Source organism: Roseateles oligotrophus (genome assembly GCF_025717515.1).
In the GTDB taxonomy this organism is placed as follows: Bacteria; Pseudomonadota; Gammaproteobacteria; order Burkholderiales; family Burkholderiaceae_C; genus Paucibacter_A; species Paucibacter_A oligotrophus.
The window spans coordinates 140,227-163,483 of record NZ_JAJIRN010000002.1; the positions used below are offsets into that span (position 1 = coordinate 140,227).

Below are 23,257 nucleotides of genomic sequence, written 5' to 3' on the forward strand. Positions count from 1 at the left end.
ACTAGTTATGGCGCGTACACCGGCACTTGTTGAGGCTGACTCATGCCGACGCCGAGGTGAAAGCTGGGGTGCGGGGGCTGGTTGTAGGCGGCGTTCTGAGACGCCACCTGGACGCGGTACTGCGGGTCATGCATCAGACTGCTCAAGCGGTGCGGCGTGGGCAGATTCGTGCTGAAGATCAGCAGCGCCGTATTGTCGGCATTGCGCCAGACCACCTCCTCGCGCCAGTCGCCAAACAGGTCCCCCGAGAGCACTGGGTTGGCCTTGGTCCCATTGATAGACCCAGCGCCAAAGTCGGCGCCATTCAGCAGGCGCTCGAAAGCGAATTGGGCCGGATTCCATTTGTCGATGGACACGCCGTCCAGCGATTCGCGCAGCAGGTCACCGTCCCACCAAACTGCGAAGTTGAATCTTTTCGGATGTTGCTCGCTGATCAGCTTGCCCCCGGCGCTCATCAGGCCGCCGACCGAGCCCCAACATTCGGCGCCGGCGTGGGCCGGGTCAATGTCCATGCAGATGCCTCGGCCCACATCGGTGCCCTCGCCCGACATGCTCCAGAGTATCTTGCCGCTGGCGGCGTCATGCATCTCCAGGCCATGCTCGCCATAGCTGCGCGGTGATTCGTGCACCATGAAAATCTGCTGGCCGGGCCGCGCCGGGTCGAACTGGCTCACATGCAGCGCGTCGCCATGACCCAGGCCGGTGCTGTAGATCAGCTTGCCGTCGCTGCCAATGGTGGCGGCGCCAAAAACAATGTCGTCGCGGGTGTCGCCGTCCACATCGGCGACCGAGAACCAATGCGCGCCCTGGCCCTTGACTTCTTGACCCGCAATGTCGCTGTCAAAGGTCCAGCGGCGGCTCAGCTTTCCGTCGCGCCAGTCCCAGGCCACCAGCACCGCGCGGGTGTAATAGCCGCGCGAGAACACCGCACTGGGCCGCGCGCCATCCAGATAGGCGACGCCAGCCAGGAAGCGGTCGACCCGGTTGCCATACCCATCACCCCAGGCGGCGACATCGCCGCGTGCTGGCAGGTAGCCGGCGCTGGCCATAGCCGCGCCGGTCATGCCGTTGAAGACGGTCAGGAACTCCGGCCCGGCCAGCACATAGCCGGCCGCGTTGCGGTGGTCGGCCTTGGCATCGCCTATCACCGCGCCCAGGCCGTCGACGCTGCCGTCGGCGGTTTTTAGCATCAACTCGGCGCGGCCGTCGCCGTCGAAGTCATAAGCCAGAAAGCTCGTGTAATGCGCCCCGGCGCGGATGTTCGGCCCCAGATCAATGCGCCAAAGCAGCGTGCCGTCCAGCCGGTAGGCATCGATCAAGGTCGCACCGGTATGGCCTTTTTGCGAGTTGTCCTTGGCATTGGAGGGCTGCCATTTGATGATGAACTCATACACACCGTCACCGTCCAGATCCGCGACCGAGCCGTCATTGACCGCGTAGCTGAAGCGCTGCCCATCGGGCGTCACGCCGTCGGCCGGCTTCTTGAGCGGAATAGTCTTGAAGGGCTGGCTGCCACTACTAACCTCAAATTCAGACGGTTTTGGAGCTTGCTCAAGGCCACCGACTACGGCGCGTACCGAGTAGCGGCTGTCGGCCCTGCCTTGCGGGTCGACATAGTTGCTCAGCGTCAGCGGCTCGGCGTTGAGCAACTTGGCGCCGCGATAGAGATTGAAGGCAAGGTCAGCCGCGTCGGTCGCGAGCAGGCGCCAGCTGAGGAAGACGCCACCGGCCGCACCCGCCGCCGGCACAGCAATCAAGCCACGGTCGAGTCGCTCGACCTGCTTGCCACGCGCTGTGGCTACTGTTGCCGACTCGAGCGCGGTCGCCTGTGGCGCAGCGATGGCCAACCCATGGCCCAGCAAAGCCAAGCAGCCTGCAAACTGCAGCAGGCCTGTATTGAGTCGATTCATCGCTTGAGTTTCCTGTTTGACCGCGTGGCCGCCACGGGTTCATCGGCGCAAGCCGCGCGGCTGATTCTCACATCGCCACGATGCCAATACGAACTCGATACGAGCGACATCATGATTGTTTGCAAGCCCCTTTCAGCCCCGCTCACTCCTACACTCACGCAGCCCGAAAACCCCACCAAGTTGCCCGACCTCAGCATGAGCATTCAGCGCTTCCAACGTCAGGCCTTGCGGATTTTTTTGAGTCTTCTTTGCAGCTTCACGCTTGGCACGCTGGCTGCCTGTGGAACCGCTTTGTCGCCGCCAGATTTAGCAGTTAGCAATGCCGCAGCCACTGACTCCATCAGCAGCGTCGACATCGCACCCGGCTGGGCCAGCAACTCGGTCAATGCGGTGGTGTTTCGCAAAAACTCGCTGGTCAGCCATGGCGACACGCAATTCATCGCCTTCTATGACCCGCAGCGCCGGGTGGTGCTGGGCAAGCGCCAACTCGGCAGCAGCGCCTGGCAATTGCAGGTCACGCCCTACAGCGGCAACGTCGACGACGCGCACAACAGCATCAGCATCATGGTGGACGGCGCCGGCTTCCTGCACATGGCCTGGGACCACCACAACCATGTACTGCGCTACGCCCGCAGCCTCAGCCACGGCTCACTGGATCTGAGCGAAAAAATGCCCATGCTGGGCCGCGATGAAGCGGCCGTCAGCTACCCCGAGTTCTTCCGACTGCCCGGTGGCGACTTGCTGTTTTTCTATCGCAATGGCGGCTCGGGTCGCGGTGATCTGGTGCTGAATCGCTATGACGTCGGCAGCCAACAATGGCGCCGCCTGCACACCCGTTTGATTGACGGCGAGGGCCGGCGCAACGCCTATTGGCAGGCCTTTGTGGACCACCTGGGCAGCGTGCATCTGTCCTGGGTCTGGCGCGACTCTCCCGATGTCGCCAGCAATCAGGATATGGCCTATGCGCGCTCACATGACGGCGGCCTGAGCTGGGAGACGAGCAGCGGCGCGCCCTATGCCTTGCCAATCAGCGCCCGCACGGCCGAAGTGGCCTGGCAGATCCCGCCGGGCAGCGAGCTGATCAACCAGACCTCGATGTCGGCTGACAGCGCCGGGCGGCCCTATATCGCCAGCTATTGGCGCGCGCCCGGCAGCGCTGTGCCGCAGTACCAGTTGCTTTATTTCACCGGCAAGGCCTGGGCGCGCCTGCCACTGGACTTCCGCCGCAGCGCGTTCAGCTTGAGCGGCCAGGGCACCAAGGCGATCCCGATCTCGCGTCCCCAGCTGATGGTGGACTTGCACGCCGGGCCGGCCGACGCGCAAAAGGCGCTGCTGATTTTTCGGGATCAGGAGCGCGGCAGCAAGGTGTCGGCCGTGGTGATCACCGACGTGAAGCGCGGGCGATGGCATTTGCGCGATCTGAGCGAGCAATCGGTCGGCGCCTGGGAGCCCAGCTTTGACAGCGAGCTGTGGCGGCGCGCGAGCGTGCTGCATCTGTTCGTGCAAGACGTGCAGCAGCTCGACGGCGAGGGCCGGGGCGACGGGGCGCCCAGCATGGTGCAGGTGCTGCAGTGGCAGCCGCTTACGCAATGACAATCAGGAAACTAGACGATGTTGAGACGACAGTGTTTGCAGCTGGGTTTGGTCGGCATGGCCGGCGCCACGACGGGCTGCCAAAGCCCGGCGACAAGGACAGGCCCGGCGGCGACCAGCCAAGCCCAGGTGCTGGCCGCGCTGCATTTAGCCAATCGCTATTGGCAGCGCAGCCAAGCGGCCGAGCAATGGGCTTTTTGGGATGTGGCGGCCTACCATAGCGGCAACATCGAGGCCTATCGCTTGACCGGCGACGAGGCCTACCGCAGCTATTCCACCGCTTGGGCCGAACACAACCAATGGCGCGGCGCCGCCTCCAAGCACAAGCCCGACTGGAAGTACAGCTACGGCGAGACGGCGGACTATGTGTTGTTTGGCGACTGGCAGATTTGCTTTCAGACCTATCTGGACCTGCACCATCTCGACGGCGCCCGCGACCCACGCAAAATCGCCCGCACCCTGGAAGTCATGGACTATCAGATGTCCACCGCCAACGTTGATTATTGGTGGTGGGCCGACGGGCTTTTTATGGTCATGCCGGTGCTGACCAAGCTCTACAAGCTGACAGGCCAAGTGCGCTATCTGGACAAGCTGCAGGCCTACTTTGCCTTTGCCGACCAGCTGATGTTTGACGCCGAAGCCGGCCTTTACTACCGCGACGCCAAGTACGTCTACCCCCGCCACAAAAGCGCCCATGGCTTGAAAGATTTCTGGTCGCGCGGCAATGGCTGGGTGTTTGCCGGCCTGGCCAAGGTGCTGGCCGACCTTCCCGCCGACCATGCCAGCCGGCCCTTGTTTGTGCAGCGCTTCCAGACCATGGCGCGATCGCTGCGATCCGCCCAGCAGACTGAAGGTTATTGGACCCGAAGCCTGCTTGACCCCGCCCATGCGCCGGGGCGCGAAAGCAGCGGCACGGCCTTCTTCACTTATGGATTTTTGTGGGGCATCACCCACGGATATCTTGACCGCGCGACCTATGCGCCGGTGGCAACCCAGGGCTGGCGCTTCTTGAGCGAGATCGCGCTGCAGCCCAGCGGCCGGTTCGGCTATGTGCAGCCCATTGGTGAGAGGGCCATTGCGGGCCAAGTGGTTGGCCAGACCTCGACGGCGGGCTTCGGTGTCGGTGCTTTTTTGCTGGCGGCGGCCGAGATGCACCGCTTCCTGAAAGCTTGAGTTCACACCCATGACGCACCACTCCCCTCCCCGACGACACCTGCTGCAAGGCGCCCTGGCGGCGCTGGGTGGCGGTCTCTTTGTGCCGGCCACCGGGGCCCGGCCGCCGCCTGCTCGCTTCGTCATTGGTGGCGAGGACTTTTTGCTCGACGGTCGGCCGCTGCAGATCCGCTGCGGCGAAATTCATTTCGCCCGTGTGCCGCGCGCCTACTGGTTGCACCGCCTGCAACTGATCAAGGCGATGGGCCTCAACACGGTCTGCGCCTATTTATTCTGGAATTACCACGAGTGGCGCGAAGGTCAGTTCGATTGGAGCGGCCAGCGTGATGCCGCTGAGTTTTGCCGTTTGGCCCGGTCGCTGGGCTTGTGGGTGATCTTGCGGCCCGGCCCCTACGCCTGCGCCGAATGGGAGATGGGCGGCCTGCCCTGGTGGCTGCTGAAACACGAGGGCGACAGCTATCTGCGCACCCGCGATCCAGCCTTCATGATGCCGGCGCGGCGCTGGCTGCAGGAGGTCGGGCGCGAACTTGGCGACCTGCAGATCACGCAGGGCGGCCCCATCCTGATGGTGCAGGTGGAGAACGAATACGGCTTCTTTGGCCAGGATCTGGACTATCTGCGCTTGTTGCGCCTGATCCTGCTGGAGGCCAAATTCGACGTACCGCTGTTTCAGTGCAACCCGACCCATGCGGTCGTCAAATCACATGTGCCGGAGCTGTTTCAGGTGGCCAACTTCGGCAGCGACCCGGTGGCCGGCTTCAAGGCGCTGGCTTCGGTGCAGAGTGGGCCACTGATGTGCGGCGAGTACTACTCGGGTTGGTTTGACACCTGGGGCACGCCGCACCGGCGGGGCTCGGCTGACAAGGCCGTCGCCGATATTCAAACCATGCTCAAGGCCAATGCTTCGTTCAGCCTTTACATGGCGCATGGCGGCACCAGCTTTGGCCTGTGGGGCGGCTGTGACCGGCCGTTTCGGCCCGACACCAGCAGCTACGACTACGACGCCCCGATCAGCGAGGCCGGCTGGATCGGCGAGAAATTCGAGGCCTACCGCGCCGCCATCCGGCCGTTCTTGGCATTAGGCGAGGTGCTGCCGCAGCCACCGGCGCCCAAACCCGTCATCGCCATCGCGCCCTTCACCCTGAATGAAGTGGCCGGCTTGTTTGACAACCTGCCAGCGCGCATCATCAAGACCGAGTCGCCTCGGCCGCTGGAGCATGAGGACATCAGCCGAGGCCTGGTGGTCTACCGCCTGAATTTGCCGGCAGGGCCGGCCGGCATGCTGGAGGCGGCCAAAGTGCGCGACCTCGCCTGGGTGACTTTGGATGGGCAAATGGTCGGCACCATGGATACGCGCTCGCGCCAATTCAAGGTGGCGCTGCCGGCACGCAGCCAAGCCGTCAGCTTGGAAATATTGCTCTACACGATTGCGCGGGTGAACTTTGGCATTGAGGTGCATGACCGCAAGGGCCTGCACGGCCCCGTCACTTTCAAAGCGCCGGGGCAGGCTCCTCTAGCGCTGGAAAATTGGGAGATCCAGGCGCTTGATTTTGACGCCGACGCCACGCTGCCGCCGTTGAATTGGCAGCCGCAAAGCAAGGGCCGGGCGCAGAGCCCGGCCTTCTGGCGCGGTCATTTCAAGGTCGAGCGCAGTGGCGACAGCTTTCTGGACCTTTCGAACTGGGGCCAAGGCCTGGTCTGGGTGAATGGCCACTGCCTGGGCCGCTTCTGGAGCATAGGGCCGACCCAGACCATGTACTTGCCGGGGCCTTGGATGCGCACGGGCCGCAACGAGGTGGTGGTGCTGGACCTCACTGGGCCTGACGTTCCGCAGCTGGCGGGCCTGAGCACCCCCATCCTGGACCGGCTGCGGCCCGAGCGCGACCTGCCGCGCCCCGCTCGCACCGGCCGCGCGCAACTCGACGGCGTGCGGCCGCTGCATCAAGGCGAGTTCGCAGCCGGCGCAGGCCGCCAGGACATCGTCTTTGCCCGCCCGGTCAGCGGGCGGCAATTTTGCCTGGAAGCGCTGAGCGCCTTCGACGGCAAGCCATTTGCGGCGGTTGGGGAGCTCGCCTTGTTGGACTCGCAAGGACGGGTGCTGAACCAGTCGAATTGGACGATTGCCTTCGTCAGCAGTGAAGAGCTGGAAAAGGAAGATGGCTCGGTGCTGAACGCGATCAATGGGCAGGCCAGCGACCATTGGCACAGCGCTTATGGCGGCAACGGTGATGAGGCGGCAGCGGCTGCCTACCCACACCGTCTGATCATTGATTTAGGCCGCGACGAATTGGTGGCCGGCCTGCGCTACACGCCACGCCAAGGCGCCGACGGCGTGACCGGCCGCATTCAGCGATACCGCCTCTACTGCGGCCAAGCCTTGGCCAGCAGTGACTGAACAGTCGAACAATCAAGGTGACGATATGCACAGACGGAACTTTCTAGGCACGCTGGCAGCCAGCTCAGCGGCGGTCGGGTTGCCCGCCCGGAGCGCGGCTGAGCCCAACAGCGACCGGGCCTTCATGGCCGGTTTGCTGCAAAAGATGGCCGAGCCGGTGTTGAGCCTGATGGCCAGGGGTGAGCTGCAAAAGCAGTTCGCGCTCGAACTCAGCCCCACCTGGCGTGACCGCGGAGGCCGGGTGGCCTATATGGAATGCTTCGCACGCTTGATGGCCGGCGCAGCGCCTTGGCTGGGCCTGCCCGATAGCGACAGCGCCGAAGGCCTGGTGCGCCGGCGCCTGCAGCAAATGGCGCTGCAAAGCTTTGTTCACTCGGTCGACCCGCAAAGCCCCGACTACCTGCAGTGGCGCGGCAAGGGTCAGGCCTTGGTTGATTCGGCCTATTTCACCAGCGCCCTGATGCGCGCACCTAAAGCGTTATGGGAACCGCTGGAAGCCACCACAAAACAGCGCATCGTTCACGAGATCAAGGGCCTGCGGCGGGTCGACCCGCCCTACACCAACTGGCTCTTGTTTGCCGCCATCAACGAAGCTTGGCTGCTGTCGGTGGGCGAAGAGAGTGACCCCTTGCGCATGAATGTGGCGATCCGCAAGATCAACGAATGGTATGTGGGCGACGGTTGGATCAAAGACGGCGAGAGCTTTCATTTCGACTACTACGGCGCCTTCGTCATGCATCCGATGTTGTTTGAGGTGCTGGAGGTGTTGGTCAAGTTCAAAGGGCCGTTCTGGAACGCCAAGACCGCCGATCTGCTGGCGCAGTCACTCAAGCGCATGCAGCGCTATGCCGAGCACCTGGAGCGCTTCATCTCGCCGCAGGGCAGCTTCCCGCCGATAGGCCGCTCGCTCACCTACCGCACCGCCGCCTTCCAGCCCCTGGCGCTGCTGGCCTGGCGCAAGCAACTGCCGGCCAGCCTGCCCGAGGGCCAAGTGCGCGCCGCTATGCACGCCGTGCACCAGGCGATCTGGAGCGCGCCCGGCAATTTCGGCCCCGAGGGCTTCTTGACGATTGGCTTTGTCGGCCATCAGCCCAGCCTGGGTGATTGGTACTCCAACAACGGCAGCATGTATATCGCTGCAGCCAGCATGCTGAGCCTGGGCCTGCCCGAGAACGACAGCTACTGGACCAGCCCGGCGCTGGACTGGACGCAAAAGAAAGCGTTCTCCGGCGCCCCTTTCCCTAAAGACTATCCGGTCACTTATTGATGGCACCCGGACTGAACCGCCGCAGCTTGCTGGTCGCCGCGCTGGCGGCGGTCACCTGCAGTCAAGCCCACGCCAGCGAGCGCTTGGTGCTGAGCGCCCAGCATCCACTGGACATCGCCCGCCCGGCCGAGACTTTGGCCATTGCCTGGAGCGAGGTCGCTCGGGCGCTGCCGGGCGCCCTGCTGCAGCAGCTGATCGTGCGCAATGCGGCCGGCCAATCGCTGCCCTACCAGGTCACCAATCTCGACCCGCTGGCACGCGATCCGCAGGGCCTGGGCCTAGCCTATGGCGAGCTGCTGTTCCAGCATGACTTTGCCGCCGGCGAACAATCGGCCCGCTTCACGGTCGAGAAATCGGCCTCGGTCAGCCCGCCCTTCGAGACCAAAGTCTTCGCCCGTTTTGTACCCGAGCGCCTGGATGACTTCGCCTGGGAGAACGACAAGATCGCCCACCGCACCTACGGTGCCGCATTGGCAGCGCCAGCGCCGCCCGGCAGCGGCAAGGAGGTGCTGGTCACCAGCGGCATTGATGTCTGGTTCAAGCGCGTCGCTTACCCCATCATCGACCGCTGGTACAACAAGGGCCACGAGCATTACCACCACGATGAAGGCGAGGGCCTGGACATGTACAGCGTCGGCCGCAGCTGCGGCGCCGGCGGCACCGGCATCTGGGACGGCAGCAGCCTGCACAGCAGCCGCAACTACACGCGTTGGCGGGTGATCGCCAACGGCCCGATCCGTGCCGTTTTCGAACTCGGCTATGAGGCCTGGGACGGCGCTAGCACGCCGGTCAGCGAGACCAAGCGCTTCACCATCGATGCTGGGCGCTATTTTCATCAGATCGACAGCACCTTGACTTTCACTGGCGGCCAGCGCCTGAGGTTGGCCGTGGGGCTGAACAAATCCCCCGCCTACAAGGAGCGCAGCCCCAGGATTGCCACTCAGCAGCTGCCGGCGCAGGGTGGCCTGACGCAGTGGGTCAGCCAGAGCGGCGGTGATTTCGGCACTGCGCTGCTGCTGCCCCTGGCCGATGAAGTTAGCTATGCGGTAGACGGCGCCAACAGCCTGATCACCACGCCGCTGGTCTCCGGCCAGGTACTGCGTTACTACGTGGGCGCGATCTGGAGCCGCGCCGCAGAGGTCAAGACCGAAGCCGCCTGGCGCGAGTTTGTGGCCGCCGAAGCGCTGCGCCGACGGGTGCCGGTGCTGGTGACAGTTGTACGTGACTGACTAAAAAAAACACCGGCCCCGTTGCCAGGGCCGGTGATCAAAAGCTAGGCGATCCCCCAACGGGATCACCCGGACAGACACTCGTCAATCAATCAATATTTGTAGGAGACGCTGGCAAAGTAGCGCCGACCCGAGAACGCCAGCTCGTTGACGCGGTACAGATCACCGGAGTAGGTGGTCTGCGCTTGGTCGGTGAGGTTCTTGCCTTCCAGCGAGAAGGTGAAGTTCTTGCTCATCCGGTACTGGATCTTGGCATCCAGATAGCCGGTCTTGTCGGTGAAGTTCGGGTTGCCGCTGACGTCATTGCCGCCGGTGTAATAGGCATCCCGGTAGTTGTAAGCGATGCGGCCGTTGAACTGGCCTTCGTCATACCAGAGCGCTAGGTTGTAGCTGTTCTTGGACATGCCTGGATAGGGCAGCACGGTGCCGTCAAGGATGTTGAGCAGCTCGTTGCCGGCCGAATACTCATAGTCCATGCGGGTGTAGTTGACGTCGCCGCCAAAACCGCCCAGCCAGCCCGGCAAGAAGGTGAAGGCGGTGCGCGCCGTCAGCTCCAGGCCGCGTGTGGTGGCGCCACGGCCGTTGACGGGCTGGGTGACGTCAAACAGCTTGCCGTTGCCGAACAGATCAACATTCTCACGCTTCACATTGTTGCGAACATAGGTGTCGATGTCGTTCTGGAACAGCGCCAGGCTCAGCTGGCTATCGCGGCCTGGATAGTATTCAAGGCTGAAGTCGGTCTTGGTGGCGCGGTAGGGTTCCAGATCGGGATTGCCGGCCGTGCAGTCATCGGCCGAGCCATCGCCGTTGAACTGCGGCGAGTTGCTGCCCTCGGTGCAAGTGGCGTTCGGTGCCAATAGATTGATCGCCGGGCGCGCCATCACCTTGGCCAGACCGACCCGGGCCACCAGCTTGTTGGGCATCAACCAAGTGGCGGCATTGAAGCTGGGCAGGAAGTCCGAGTATTTGTTGTCGACGCTGACGATGCTGTTGCTGACCACAAAGTCGGAATAGCCCGCCGCATTGCTCGCGGCGCGGCGCACGCGGTAGCTGTAAGAGCCGGTCGAGGTGTCGTGCGTCTCGGTGTAGCGGCCACCGAAGTTGCCTGAGATTTCGCTGCCGAACAGCTCGGCGTCAAAGTCCATGCGCAAATACGCGGACTTGATCTTTTCTTCGACCTTGAAGGCCGGCAGCTGCGGGTACAGCAGGCCGTCGCTGCCCTTGGCCTCGCGCACATTGCCATGGTTGAAGTTGGAGGTGTCAAAAAACACCTTGGCATCTTTGTAGCTCGGCGCCATCCAGCTGGACGGCAGACCGCTGACGCCGCTGTAGCCGTCGAAAAATTTGCCCGGCGAGCGTTCGCGCACCGTTTGCACCAACGCCGCCATGCCAGCGGCGTCGATATAGCGGGTCGAGAAATTGGAGTTGATGAAACCCTGCGCATCGGGCGCGCGCTGCGCGGTGCCGGTGAAGAAGGGGTCGTACACCAGGGTCTGGTTGATATTGGCGCCCAGCACCGCTACGTCATCGGCGGACGAGCCCAGATTGGCACCATTGCTGGCCAAATAGCCGCCGCCGTTGTACTGCTCGGACGAAGCGTCACGGGCTTGCACGCCGACCCAGAGCTTGCTGAAGATGCCCTTGTCCAGGTCGTATTTCAGATCCAGTTTGGCCTGCTTTTCCTTGTTGTCGGTCTCGGACGGCCGGTACTGCAGCTGCGCCTGCACATAAGAGCTGGCGCTCTCGGGGTCGGAGCCGGCAGGGAAAGTGAAGCTCGGCAGGCGCTGTGAGTCCAGCGAAACCTTCAGGCCCGGCGCATTCTGCGTCAGGATCACCGAATTGCTTTCGCTGGAATACTTGGAGCTGGAGTCGACCAACATGCCGTCGATGCTCAGGCCCTGGCCTTTGTAGTTGAAGCCAGCCGTCGCGTACTTGGACTTGATGTCAAGCTCGAAGTCGCGCGCAGCGGTGCTGAAGGCGCCCTGGCCGCCAGCGCCGGCCACAAAGTTGCAGCCGCCGACCACATATTCGTCCACATGGTGCTTGTTGACCACCATGCCGGCCGGCGTGGTGTTGGCGCCGATGGCGGTACAAGTCCCGGCCCTGCTGGGCACGCCGGTCGCCATGTTGTAGACCGGCGCCGTACCGGGGGTCGACAAACGGGTGGTGGCAATCAGGTCGGTGCCGTAGTTGCGGTCATTCAGCCGCTGCGCCTGGGTGTTGGCCTGGTAGCTGGAGTAGACATTCAAGGCGTCGTTGATCTTGAACTGGGCCGTCAGCTCGGCCGAGCTGCGCTTATGGTCGCGCGTCCAGATGCCGTAGCGGGAGATGCGCGGCGCGTAGTCAAACCACTGGCGGTTGCAATCGGTAATCTGGTTGGCGCTCAGGCCAGCCGCCGCCGTGCAGCCCGTCCTCGCATTCACCGCGGCCACTGCGGGGTCCATGCTGGTGAGGGTCTTGTCGGCCGCGAAATCCCAGTCGCGCAGCAGATTCCAGGAGGTGTTGCGGGCGTAATCGTTGCGGGTCAGCACATTGTCATAAACAAAGTTGCCCATCAGGCCGAGGCGGCCGTCGAAGAACTTGTCGGCCAGAAGCAGGCTGGCGCGTGGCTGCACACCGCCACGGCTGGACGCCGATTCACCGGAGATGGTGGTGGCGATGGTGCGTTCTTTGAAGTCAAAAGGCTTGCGGGTGGTGATCTGAACCGTGCCGCCAATGCCGCCTTCGGTCAGGTCGGCGGTCGAGCCCTTGACCACGTCGATAGACGCGATCAGCTCGGACGCCAGCTCACGCAGCTCGGCGCCACGGCCGCCACCGCCGCCGGTGCCCAGCACCGAAGCGCCGTTGATTTCGATTCGGTTCAGGTCGGGCTCAACGCCGCGGATCGAGACCTGACTGCCTTCGCCAAACTCCCGCGACAACTGCACGCCGGTGATGCGCGACAGCGCCTCGCCGACATTCTTGTCGGGGAACTGACCAATGTCCTCGGCCACGATGGAGTCGGTGACGGTGCCGGCCTCGCGCTTGCGGCCAATCGCCGAGGCGATCGACTTGCGGGTGCCGACGATGCGGATCGTCTCCAGCGTCGTGTCAGCCTCCTTGGTCTTGGCGTTGGCCTTGAGATCGGCGGCGGTTGTCAGGTCGGCGGCCTCCTTTTCGGTCGGCGCGGTCTCCGGCGCTGCCTGCGCCATCAGGGCGCCGTTGGCAAACAAGGCGGCAATCGCCACCGCCGTACCGCGCCGCAGGCGCATAGCCGGCGTGCTGCGGCCAGTATTTTTTTTCATCTTTCATGTCTCCAAGATTTTGTCCAACGCAGGGGCTCAATATGTCTTCGACGGCCCGCTTGAACAAAGTCTAGGTGCACTTCTCCGGCCAAAACTGGCCGCCACGAAAGAATCAAATCGGTGATCAATCCAAGCCAGCGTAAACCCTGACAAGACAGCAAAATCCAAGGGAAAATACTGATAAAGCAGTCATGTCTGATTCAAATATCAACTGTTGACAGGGCTTTCGCTCAATTTTTTGAGCGAGTATCAATCGTGCCGCGCAAGCTCGGGCGGAAGCAATTCGATATAGCTGGGCGCATCACGATCGGCCCGCAGCCAGCCATCCCGCAGCATCAATTCCACCACTTGGATGCTGCTGCGCTTGCTATCGGCCTGGTCCGAATCGGCGGCGACGCCGGGGTGGACAAAGTAGTACAAATAGGCCCGGTCGCCGCTGACGATGACCGCAGGGTGGTGGCCGCCATTTTGGTCGTCAAGCCCTCGACCGGCCTGGCTCAACAAATCATGGGGCTGGCGCAGCCAGTTTGACGCATCGCTTGATTTATAAACTCCCAGTCCCCGATTTCCCAGCAAATCATTGATCAGCCAGTAATGGCCCCTCCATTTGAATACCAGCGGCGCCTCGCCACGGTCCTGCGGTAGTTTGGCCGAACCTTTGTCAACCCAGTGATACAAATCCTGGCTGTCGGCATAAAAAGTCGTTTTGGCGGCCGCTTCATTGTTGTACCAGAGGCGCCAGCTGCCATTGGGCAGCTGCATCACAGCCGCATCAATCACCTTGTCGCTGGCCAGTTTCAAACTGCTTTGATACTGCCACTGCTTCAAGTCGGCGCTGGTTAAATGCACGATGCGGCGCGGATGATTCCAGTCATTGAATATCCCAGGCACCATGGTGAGATACATATGGTAAGTATCGCCGTGGCGCAGCAGGGCAGGCGCCCAATAAGTCGCGGGCGAGTCTTTGCCTTGAATATCTGGCGGCATATTTTCAGGAAAGTCGATTTGGCCGCGATAGGCCCAATGGGCACCATCGGTCGACTCCGCCACCCCGATCGGCGTGCCGTGCACCCAGCTGACCGCCGTCAGGCCCGCCACATTGGCGCGCCGCATGGTGTGAAACATCAGCCATTTGCCCTCGGCCTGGCTGTAGATGATGGCGGGGTCAGCGGCGCCGTCGAAGATCGGATCGCGATACAGCGGCTTGGGCGCCAGGGTACCGGTACCGGTACAGCCGACCACAGCCATGAGCAGCAAAACAAGCAAAGCTCGCATCACAGCTTCTTTGCTGGCGGCTTCAGCACCGCGTCCGCGCGGGCCTGATCCTGCGGCGTCAGCAGCGGCGCCACGGCTTTGAGCGCCGCGTCGGTCGCGTCATGGCCGGCGGCCTTGGCCAGATTGAGCCAAACATAGCCCATCGCCAGATCCTTGGGGCCACCCTCGCCGCGCACCGACATCACCGCCAAGTTGAACATCGCGTCCACCTGGCCCCGCTGCGCGGCCGCTTCGAACAGCTTGCGGGCGGTAGCCAGGTCCTGCGGCACGACCTGACCTTCATAGAAGAAGGTCGCCAAGGCGCTCTGCGCATCGGCATTGCCTTTCACCGCCGCATCCTTGTAATAACTGATGGCCTTGGCGGCATCGGCCGGCATGCCCAGCCCCTCGTCATAGCTGCGCCCGACCGCCAGCATCGCCTCGACATGGCCGGCCTGTGCCGCCTGGGCAAACAAGCGATTGGCCAAGGCTGGGTTACGGGCGACGCCGTCGGCGCCGCTGGCATAGAGCTCGGCCAGATTGAATTGCGCGGGCACATAGCCGGCCTCGGCCGCGTCCTTCAAATAGTCAAGCGCACGGCCGACGTCTTTTTTACCGCCATAGCCGTTCAGCGCGGCCAGGCCCAGGGTGTTGCCGGCCGGCACCCAGCCAAAGTCCAGCGCCTTGGCGTACCACTGCCGGGCCTGCTCGGGGCTCTTGGGGGCGCCCATGCCGACCAGATGGATCTTGGCCAGCAGCACGGCCGCCTCGACCCGCGGATTCATCGCCTCCGGCGCCTTGGGATTGAACTTGAGCCGGTCCACCACCGGGTCATAGCGCGCATCGATGATCTTCTCCAGCCAGGCAACAGCCGCCGGCGTGCTCTTGGCCGTGCCCAGGCCGTAGAGATGGATCTTGCCCAGCATCAGCGCCGCTTCTTCGTAGCCGATCTTGTCGTAGGCGGCCTCGAACAGGCTGCGCGCCTGAGCGTAGTCATCCTTGTCGACGGCAGCGAAGGCCTGGTCCAGCGTCTTGTCTTTGCGGGCGATGAAATTGCGGCCGGCCGCCAGATTGCGGTCACCGGGGCCGCAGCCGGCCGCCGCCGCATTGGGATCGGTCAGCGCCGGCGCCAGGCCCTCGATGGCCGACCCCACCGCGTCGCTGCGGGCGTTGCCATTCGGGCTGATGTCGCTGAAGCGCTCGGCCTCGTTGGAGATGCTGTCGCCCAGCCCGAAGGAGTTCATATAGGCCAGCGTCACCGCGTCTTCATTGGCGTTATAGCTGCTCATGAAGGCGCAGGACGAGGCGTAGTTGCGGTTCAGTATCTTGGTCTTGGCGTTGGTGACGATGTCGGCATCGACCGGCTGGGCGCGCCGGCCGCTGACCGCCACCGGCGCCAGCGCGGCCGTCGTCGGTGTCGCTGGCGCGGCTGCGGCGGCCGCCTCAGCAGGCTTGGCCTGCGGCGTTTGCGCGCTCACCGGACCCGCCAACAAGGCGATGGCCATCAGGGCGTGGAATGGGTTCTTCTGTGTCATCGCTATCTCCTGCACTGCATCGCCAGGACTTACGCAAAACGCCCCCAAGCAGCTGGCACTGCTTGGGGGCGGCTCCGGCGCACTAGAGCCGAAACTTACTGCGGCGTGCGAATATTGAAGCCGACCATATAGCGGCGGCCGCTGTAGCCGTCGCTGTAGACGCTCGGAATGCCGTCGGCATAGTCCTGGTAGCCACCGGTCGTGGTTTGGGTGCGTTCGCCGGTCAGGTTGCGCACATCGGCAAACAGCTCCAGGCCGTTCTTGAAGCGGTAGGCGAGCTTGGCGTCAATGAACGAGGTGCCCTTGCCGAAGATAGGTGCGCCCGGGTTGTAGGGCAGACGCCAGCTGGACGTGCCGACCGACGGGTAGTTGTTGACGCCGACACTGTTGCCGGTGTTGGGCGAGAAGGTTTGATAGCGCGGGGCCACCACTTGCAAAGCCACGCGTGCCGAGAAGCCGCCGTCGTCGTACCACAGCGAGGCGTTGTACGAGTACTTGGGCTCATTGACGATGGGCAAGATGTCACCACTGATCAAGTCCAGCCTTGGCTCACCCTGGGTGGACCGGACGCGGCTGTAGTTGGCATCCAGGCCGGTATAGCGCAGGATGGACGGCAAAAAGTTGAAGGCGGTCTTCATGCCGAACTCAAGCCCGCGGCGGGTCGACGGGTCCTGATTGCCCCATTGGTTGAACGAAAACTCGAGGTCGGACAGGGGCTGGCCGGTGACCGGGTCTAACGCATTGCTGCCCTGGAACACCTTGACGTCTTGGCGCGCAATGCCCAGCGTCGGGGCGCCGATGATGCCTTTTTGGCGGAAGCCGGCGACGGTGAACATGGTGTCGCGGGTGGCAAACCATTCCAGCGACAGATTTTGGTTGACGTTGGTCTGCGGCTTCAACCCCGGGTTGCCCATGGTGCCGGAGCAGCCCTGGTCGGTCAGCGTGCCGTCGCCCTCCCCGGCACCTTCAAAAATGACCTGGCTGTTGGTGCAGATGACGGTGGTGCCGCCCGAGGGCAGCAGCTTGGAGATCGGTGGCCGGGCGATGGTGCGGCCCAGGCTGTAGCGCAGGGCCAGCTTGTCGGCGATGGGCCACAGCGCCAAGTTCAGCGAGGGCAGCACATCGGTGCTCTTGTCCTTGAGCGAGGTGTTGGTGCTGACCATCGTGGTGGTGGTGCCGCCCACTGCAGTCGGGTTGAGCGGGTCGAAAGTCGCGGTCTTGCGGACCGAGCGGAAGGACAAGTAGCCTGTGCCTTCGACCTCGGTGCGCACCACGCGCGCACCGAAGTTGCCGGTCAGCTCCAGGCCAAAAGGCAGGTTGTCAATCTCGAAGTCCGTCATCAGATAGGCGGCGGAGGTCTTCTCCTTGAAGGTGGAAACCGGCTGGGCATAGACCTTGCCGTCACTGGCCTTGCATTCGCGCATGCAGTCCAGGCGGACCGGGATGCCGGCAGTCTGGAACAGCTTGTCGACGTCAAGCTGATTCCACCCGTTGGTCAGCGTCGACGGACGATCCTTGGAGCCGGCGTAGAACTGGCCGGCTGGCGTCTGCGTCATGGTCTGGCGTACCAGGTCCTCATACTGCGCCTGGGTCAGCGTGTTGGTGCCGGCCACGACCCCAGGCGTGCCGGCGTTGAGCTGATTGCTGGGTACATAGCCGTAGGCGCAGGGCTGGCCCGGCGCCGCGCCACCCACGACCTTGGAGCCCGGGGTGTTCTCGCAGCCGATCACATTCCAGCGCCCGTTGACCGAGGGCAGATAGACACCGGGGACGAAGCCCGCTTGACCAAAAGTGCCGACCGGATCCTTGACAGCGCCGCCGCCGCCCCACCAGGTCGAGCCGCCGGTGTCGCGCAGATTCAGGCCACCCTTCAGCGACGTGAAGAAGGGCAGTTTGTTGCGCAGGTCGTAGTCGATATCCAGCTTGCCGGTCTTCTCGCTGCTTTCGCTGTCAAAGGACCGGATGACCTGCAGCAGGCTATTGTTGGTGTACTGTGCCCGCTGCGCCGCCGTGAAGGCCGGCACGGTGGTCGGATTGGTGGCGCTGGCCGCGAAGATTGATGTGGCGACGGCCGGATTCAGCTGCGCATATTTGGCGAAGTTCAGCTGGTCATTGCTGCTGCCGTCGGGCAAGGTGAAGGCCCAAAGGCCGTTCGGCTGCAGCGCAAAGTTGCCGACTCCGTAGTTGTAACCAAAGGCCGCGCGGCGGTCATAGCGCTGCGCGGTCGACTCGGTACTGCCGCCCAAGAACTGCGCACGCAGGCGACCGTTGCGATATTCGCCGCCCATCACCATGGTCTTCGAGTCGGTGTCTATGGTGCTGAAGATGGTGTCGGTGTTGTAGCTGCCGTTGGCCGTCGAGTAACTCGTCACGTGGTGAGACGAGTCAACCGTGTAGCCGGGCAAAATATTGGTCGTTGCCCCCTGGATCAAAGGCTGGTTATTGGCGCGCCAGGAGTAGGTATTCGGCAGCAGCAGGGTTGGAAAAGGGCTGGTGGGCGAGACCGTGCGGACATTGCTGCTTGCGTTGTCGACAAAGGTGCCGGCGCCGTTGAAGCTCGTGTTACTGCCCACACCCAGAAAACCGACGACGTCTTCGACCGTCCGGGTGGCTGCGCTGTATTTGCCGTACACCGTCAGGTCATCGCTGACCTTGAAGTCCAGGCGGATGTCGCCGCCATTGCGCTTGTCGTCCTGACTCTTGAAGTTATAGCGAAAACCGGCGGTATTCGAGGGCGTGTAATCGTTCCATTGATTCAAACAAGTCGACTGCTCGTTCTGGCGCTGCGTGTACGCCGCCGTGCGGCCGGCAGCGGCCATCGATGCGGTTTGAGCAGCGCTCAGATTAGGGAAGGCGGCGAAGCAGGCCGCCTTGCTTTGCGCGGCAGCCGATTTGGTCAGCAGCTCCGTGATTGAAGAAGAGTTGAAATTGCCGCCGCCCGTCAACGGCGTGGCCACCATCGGGTTGTTGATGGTGTCGCCGGCGGCGGTAGCCGGGTTGAAGGTAAAGGTCTTCTCGGGCGAGTTGTCAAAGTCGGCCAGCCGCACCAGGCCCTGCTGATTGTTGCTGCCGCCCTGCGAGATGCCATGTTGCTCGCTGCTGTAGTGGGACTTGTTCAGATTGACGATCACGCCCAGGCGGCTGTCCAGGAACTTGTCGGCCAGCACCAAGTTGAAATTGGGCGTGGTCTTTTTGTTCAGATCGCTTTGCGTGGCGGCCACGCGCAGCGAGTAATAGGGTTTCTTGAAGTCCAGGCCGGTGCGGGTCGTGATGATGACGCCACCACCCAGCGAGCCCTCGGTCATCGCGGCGGTGGAGCCCTTGACGATGTCCACACTCTTGATCAGATCGGAGGACAGCTCACGGTACTCGGTGCCGCGACCGTCACCTCCGCCCAGCAAGTCGGTGCCGGCGCCGGAGCGCACGCCCATGCCGTCAAGCTCGACGCGGGTCAGCTCCGGCCCGTTGCCACGGATGGAAACACTGGTGCCCTCGCCGAAATCACCCCGGTCCAGCGCCACGCCAGCGATGCGCGAGATCGCCTCGCCGATATTGCGATCGGGAAAGGCCCCGACGTCTTCGGCCACGATGGAGTCAACCGCCGTGGCGGCGGTGCGCTTGCGCTCGATGCTGGAGCGCTGCGAGGCGCGTGCGCCTATCACCAACACAGCGTCCAGCTCGGCCGTGATCGCCGGCGCGGCAGCATCGCCCTTCTTGGCGGCAGCGCTTGCGGCATCCTTTTTGAGCGCAGCATCCTCGTCCTTGGCCGGCGCGCTCGCGGGCTTAGGCGTCTCAGCTGTTGCTGCGGCTGTTTGCGACCAGGCGGGGCTGCCAGCGAACAAACACGCAATCGCCAACGCAATACCGCTTTGCTGGCGCAGGGCCAGCTCAAGGCGATTTGTTTTCTTATCCATTATTGGTATCTCCATATTTTGATGAACGAAGTCCGCATGCTTGGTTGGGCTCGTTCGGCGCAGTCTAGAGGCGCCTCCTTGATTGCAAATAATTGCAAAGAAAGAATCAAATATATGATTGCCACCCATCAGCAAAAACCCTTTATCCGCCCCTCAGGCCGGAGGTTTTGTCAGTATTAATACCAGGACTGCATTCCAGTTTAGATATAGCTCGAACTATTATTGATATAGCTCGCAGGCAGGCGCCAAAAATGCTGCGTCGCAATATTTCGCAGCAATATGGGCATGGCTGTCTTACTGCGCTTGGCCCTGCAGCCAAGACTCGGGTACCGGCACGATGCAGATGTTCATGGACTTGCCGTCTTCGGCCAGCATGGCGGACTGGATCTGGATCTTCTTGCCATCGGGGCTGAAGGTCGGGTGCGGATGGTCGCGAGCGGTGGTCTTGTGGCCGGTGCTCAACAACATCATTTCGCGGCTCTTGCGGTCGATCAGATAGATGCTACGGCTGAAGTCATCGCCGACCGCCCAGCGCCCGTCGGACGAGCCATGCACATGCCAGAGGCCACTGCCGGACGGCGTCTGGCCGGCGATGGTCATTTCGCGTGTGCGCAGATTGACGATGGCCAGGCCGGTCGGTTTCTCGCGCGTGCCGGCGTTGCCCCAAGCCGCCTCTTGGCCCGGGTTGGCGCCGCCGACCTCGGTGTCGGCCGGTCCTGCCACCTGCACGCCTGGAATGGGGCGGTGGCCCATGATGGCCAGCGCCACCTCATCTTTGGAGATCACCGCCTCATGCGTGACCCATTCATGGCTGGACTCGGGGTACAGCGGGCGCAGGCCACTGCCGTCGGACTGTACGGTCCAGGTGCGCTGAGGTGACTTGCCGCCGGTCTCCCAACTGAAGATCAGCTCGCCCGGCTTCCAGGTATTGGTCTGGATATGACCGACCTGGAAGGGCACCGACACCACATGCTTGAACTCGCCGGTCTTGACGCTGATCTTGCCAATGCCGGTGGGGCCAGCGCCCATGCCGCGCGGGCCAAAGGCCGCCTCGATCTTGCTGCCGGGCGGCAGATGCGGAGCCGACTGTTTGGCGCCGACGCGAAAATACAGCCACTGCTCGTCGGCGTCCAGCGCCGAGTCGCCGCCGGCCTCAAGCTCGGCCGGCAACTCGCCGATCACGCGCTGGTAATGGGCGGCGGGCTGCAATTTGCCGGCCGCGCTGTCGGCGAACAAGGTGGCCAGATCGACCACCACCGCCTGCATCGCACGCGGGCTCGGCTTGCCATCGGCTGGTTTTTCCCCGGGCACAGGGCGCAAAAAGTACAGGGTTTGGCTGCTCTGCCCGAGGTTCAACATGCCGGCATAGCCGCCTTCGGTCACCTGAACCAGCACGCCCGTGGCCTCGTGCACCGCCATCGCCTCACCGGCGACCCGGTTCGAGCGGAACACCAGCCACTGGCCATCGGCCGTCCATTGCGGATGGGTCTGGTAAATCTTGGAGTCGCCCTTGGCCTGGCTGGTCAGAAAGGTCAGCGGCGTGCCGGTCACCGGATCGATGACGACCTTGCGCTCGGACGGGAAGCGGCTGCCGATCTGCGCGGCGGCGTCTTGGCTGGGCCACAGCAAGGCGCAAGAGATTGAGGCGTACAAGAGCGCGCCGGCGATCACGGTGTTTTTTTGTTGCATAGGAATTTCTGCTGGGTGTGGAATTGAAGCCGGCCGACTCTAGCCCTCAAAGCAAGGGCATGACGGGGCGCGCCAGCCACCGCCCCGAATCGATCACGATCTTGCGTCTTTGCCAGCTTGGCGCCGCAGCGCCGGTGAATGCGCCTAGCATCGCGCACCGCCCCGCCTACCTCCTGACGATGAACTCAAAGTCTGCAACATCCATATTCGGCTGGCTCTGCAGCCTCTTGGTCGCGGCCAGCGCACAGGCCCAGGCGCCCTTGCCAGCCGCCATCAACACCGACCCGATCAAGACCTCCGAGCTGCTGCTGCCCCTGCCCGCCAATCCCAAGCTGCCGACCCTGCTGCTGATCGGCGACTCGACCGTGCGCAACGGCCGCGACGACGGCCAGGGCAAAGGCGCCGAAGGCCAGTGGGGCTGGGGGACACCTATTGCCGCCGCTTTCGATCCGGCGCGAGTCAACCTGGTCAACCGCGCCATCGGCGGCTTGAGCAGCCGCACCTATCTGAGCGGCGGCCATTGGCAGCGCAGCGCCGCCCTCATCAAGCCCGGCGACACCGTGCTGATCCAGTTCGGCCACAACGACGCCAGCGCCATCAACGACAGCAGCCGCGCGCGCGGCACGCTCAGAGGCGTAGGCCCCGAGAGTCAGGAAATCGACAACCTGCTGACCCTGCAGAAAGAAACCGTCTACAGCTACGGCGCCTATCTGCGCCGCTACATCGCCGAGATCCGCGCGCTCGGCGCCACGCCGGTGATCTTGTCGCCGGTGCCGCGCAAGCGCTGGGATGAGCAAGGAAAAATCACCCGCTCGACCGACAAGGGTTACGCCGGCTGGGCCGCCGAAGTGGCGCGCCAGGAGCAGGTCGGCTTTATTGACCTCAATGCCTTGGCCGCGCAACGCTACGACGAGCTGGGCCGCGAGGCGGTGATGCAGCTCTTCCCCCAGGTCACGCCGGACGAATCCACCCACACCAACTGGGCCGGCGCCGCGCTCAACGCGCAGCTGGTAGTGGCCGGCTTGCAGCGGCTCAAAGCGCTGCCGCCGACCTTTTACGCGGCAAAAGCTGATGAACGTCCGGTCGTCGACGCCGCCAAGGTGGCCAAGCAAAGCGCCCGCGATCCAAGCCTGCCGACGCTGCACATCGTCGGCGACTCGACCGTGCGCAGCGCCGGCCAGAATGGCGCCTATGGCTGGGGCGAGCGGCTGGACCCCTTCTTCGACACCCGGCGCATCAATCTCGTCAACCACGCCATCGGCGGGCGCAGCAGCCGCACCTTTTTCACCGAGGGCCGCTGGGAGTCGGTCGTGGCCCAGTTGAAGGCGGGTGACTTTGTGCTGATCCAGTTCGGCCACAACGACGGCGGGCGCATCGGCGACCCCGCCATGAAGGGCCGCGCCTCCGCGCCCGGCGTCGGCCCGGAAACCGTTACCGATACCAAGCCCGATGGCAGCCAGGAGCAAGTGCACAGCTTCGGCTGGTACCTGGCTCGCTACATCGCCGACGCCCGCGCCAAGGGAGCGGCGGTCGTCATCCTTTCGCCGATTCCGCACAAGGATCGCTGGGCCGACGGCCGCGATTTCGAGCAATTCGCCGCCTGGGGCGAGCAAGTGGCCAAGCAAGGCGGCGCCCAGTTCATCGATCTGACGCTCTTGATCAGCGACGCCTACAAAGCCGTCGGCGTGGCAAAAGTGCAGGAGTTCTTCTCCGACGCCCGCACCCATACCAATGAGTTGGGCGCCAGCTTCAACGCCGCCCGCCTTGCCGATGGTTTGGGAAAACTCCCCGGCAGCCCGTTCGAGCCCTATTTTTCAAAACCCTCCACAGGGCTCTGAACCGCCCCTTCAAACAAGGGGTGAGGCGGGTTTTCCCGGCTTGCCGCGCCCCTAAGCTGGCATTATTCAAAACCAATTTCTAGGATATTAGAGCGCCAAACAATCAAAGTATTGAGCGCCCGAAAATCGTCTCCAGATGTAAATTGTTTTGCGCTGAATTCGCCAACGAGCGAAGC

The 23,257-nt window shown here is 63.4% G+C and carries 12 protein-coding genes; 6 read left to right on the forward strand and 6 right to left on the reverse strand.

Annotation, left to right across the window (positions count from 1 at the left end):
- Positions 1 to 5: 5 nt before the first annotated feature.
- Positions 6 to 1,910 (reverse strand): rhamnogalacturonan lyase, encoded by a 1,905-nt coding sequence (locus tag LNV07_RS03950; protein ID WP_263569879.1) that lies wholly within the window; start codon positions 1,908 to 1,910, stop codon positions 6 to 8.
- Positions 1,911 to 2,105: 195 nt separating this feature from the next.
- Between LNV07_RS03950 and LNV07_RS03955 the strand changes: the two genes are divergently transcribed.
- From LNV07_RS03955 to LNV07_RS03975, 5 genes are read left to right on the forward strand one after another with little or no spacing between them, the layout of a single operon-like run.
- Positions 2,106 to 3,503, forward strand: coding sequence for a BNR repeat-containing protein (locus LNV07_RS03955; RefSeq protein ID WP_263569880.1), 1,398 nt, complete (start codon positions 2,106 to 2,108; stop codon positions 3,501 to 3,503).
- A gap of 18 nt (positions 3,504 to 3,521) precedes the next feature.
- On the forward strand, positions 3,522 to 4,676 hold the full coding sequence (locus LNV07_RS03960; RefSeq protein ID WP_263569881.1) for a glycoside hydrolase family 88/105 protein: 1,155 nt from the start codon (positions 3,522 to 3,524) through the stop codon (positions 4,674 to 4,676).
- A 10-nt stretch (positions 4,677 to 4,686) separates the two neighbouring features.
- The gene (locus tag LNV07_RS03965) at positions 4,687 to 7,071 is read left to right on the forward strand and encodes a beta-galactosidase (RefSeq protein WP_263569882.1); all 2,385 of its coding nucleotides are present in this window, start codon (positions 4,687 to 4,689) and stop codon (positions 7,069 to 7,071) included.
- Positions 7,072 to 7,096: 25 nt separating this feature from the next.
- A complete protein-coding gene (locus tag LNV07_RS03970; protein ID WP_263569883.1) occupies positions 7,097 to 8,338 on the forward strand; it encodes a DUF2264 domain-containing protein in 1,242 nt (413 codons plus the stop codon).
- Positions 8,338 to 9,567: a DUF4861 domain-containing protein gene (locus LNV07_RS03975; protein WP_263569884.1), complete on the forward strand. Its 1,230-nt coding sequence runs from the start codon at positions 8,338 to 8,340 to the stop codon at positions 9,565 to 9,567. Before LNV07_RS03970 ends, LNV07_RS03975 begins: the two co-directional genes overlap by 1 nt.
- 92 nt (positions 9,568 to 9,659) lie before the next feature.
- Here LNV07_RS03975 and LNV07_RS03980 read toward each other — a convergent pair whose 3' ends face one another.
- From LNV07_RS03980 to LNV07_RS04000, 5 genes are all read right to left on the reverse strand, one after another.
- Positions 9,660 to 12,851 carry a TonB-dependent receptor gene (locus LNV07_RS03980; RefSeq protein WP_263569885.1) on the reverse strand — a complete coding sequence of 1,064 codons (3,192 nt, stop codon included), beginning with the start codon at positions 12,849 to 12,851 and terminating at the stop codon, positions 9,660 to 9,662.
- 249 nt (positions 12,852 to 13,100) lie between these two features.
- Positions 13,101 to 14,126 carry a family 43 glycosylhydrolase gene (locus LNV07_RS03985; RefSeq protein ID WP_263569886.1) on the reverse strand — a complete coding sequence of 342 codons (1,026 nt, stop codon included), beginning with the start codon at positions 14,124 to 14,126 and terminating at the stop codon, positions 13,101 to 13,103.
- Positions 14,126 to 15,640, reverse strand: a complete 1,515-nt coding sequence (locus LNV07_RS03990; protein WP_263569887.1) for a tetratricopeptide repeat protein — start codon at positions 15,638 to 15,640, stop codon at positions 14,126 to 14,128. Before LNV07_RS03990 ends, LNV07_RS03985 begins: the two co-directional genes overlap by 1 nt.
- A 95-nt stretch (positions 15,641 to 15,735) precedes the next feature.
- Positions 15,736 to 19,554, reverse strand: a complete 3,819-nt coding sequence (locus tag LNV07_RS03995; protein WP_263569888.1) for a TonB-dependent receptor — start codon at positions 19,552 to 19,554, stop codon at positions 15,736 to 15,738.
- A gap of 294 nt (positions 19,555 to 19,848) precedes the next feature.
- Positions 19,849 to 21,243, reverse strand: coding sequence for a TolB-like translocation protein (locus tag LNV07_RS04000; protein WP_263569889.1), 1,395 nt, complete (start codon positions 21,241 to 21,243; stop codon positions 19,849 to 19,851).
- Between the two features lie 179 nt (positions 21,244 to 21,422).
- Here LNV07_RS04000 and LNV07_RS04005 point away from each other — a divergent pair, with 179 nt between their 5' ends.
- Positions 21,423 to 23,081, forward strand: coding sequence for a rhamnogalacturonan acetylesterase (locus LNV07_RS04005; protein WP_263569890.1), 1,659 nt, complete (start codon positions 21,423 to 21,425; stop codon positions 23,079 to 23,081).
- Positions 23,082 to 23,257: the final 176 nt, after the last annotated feature.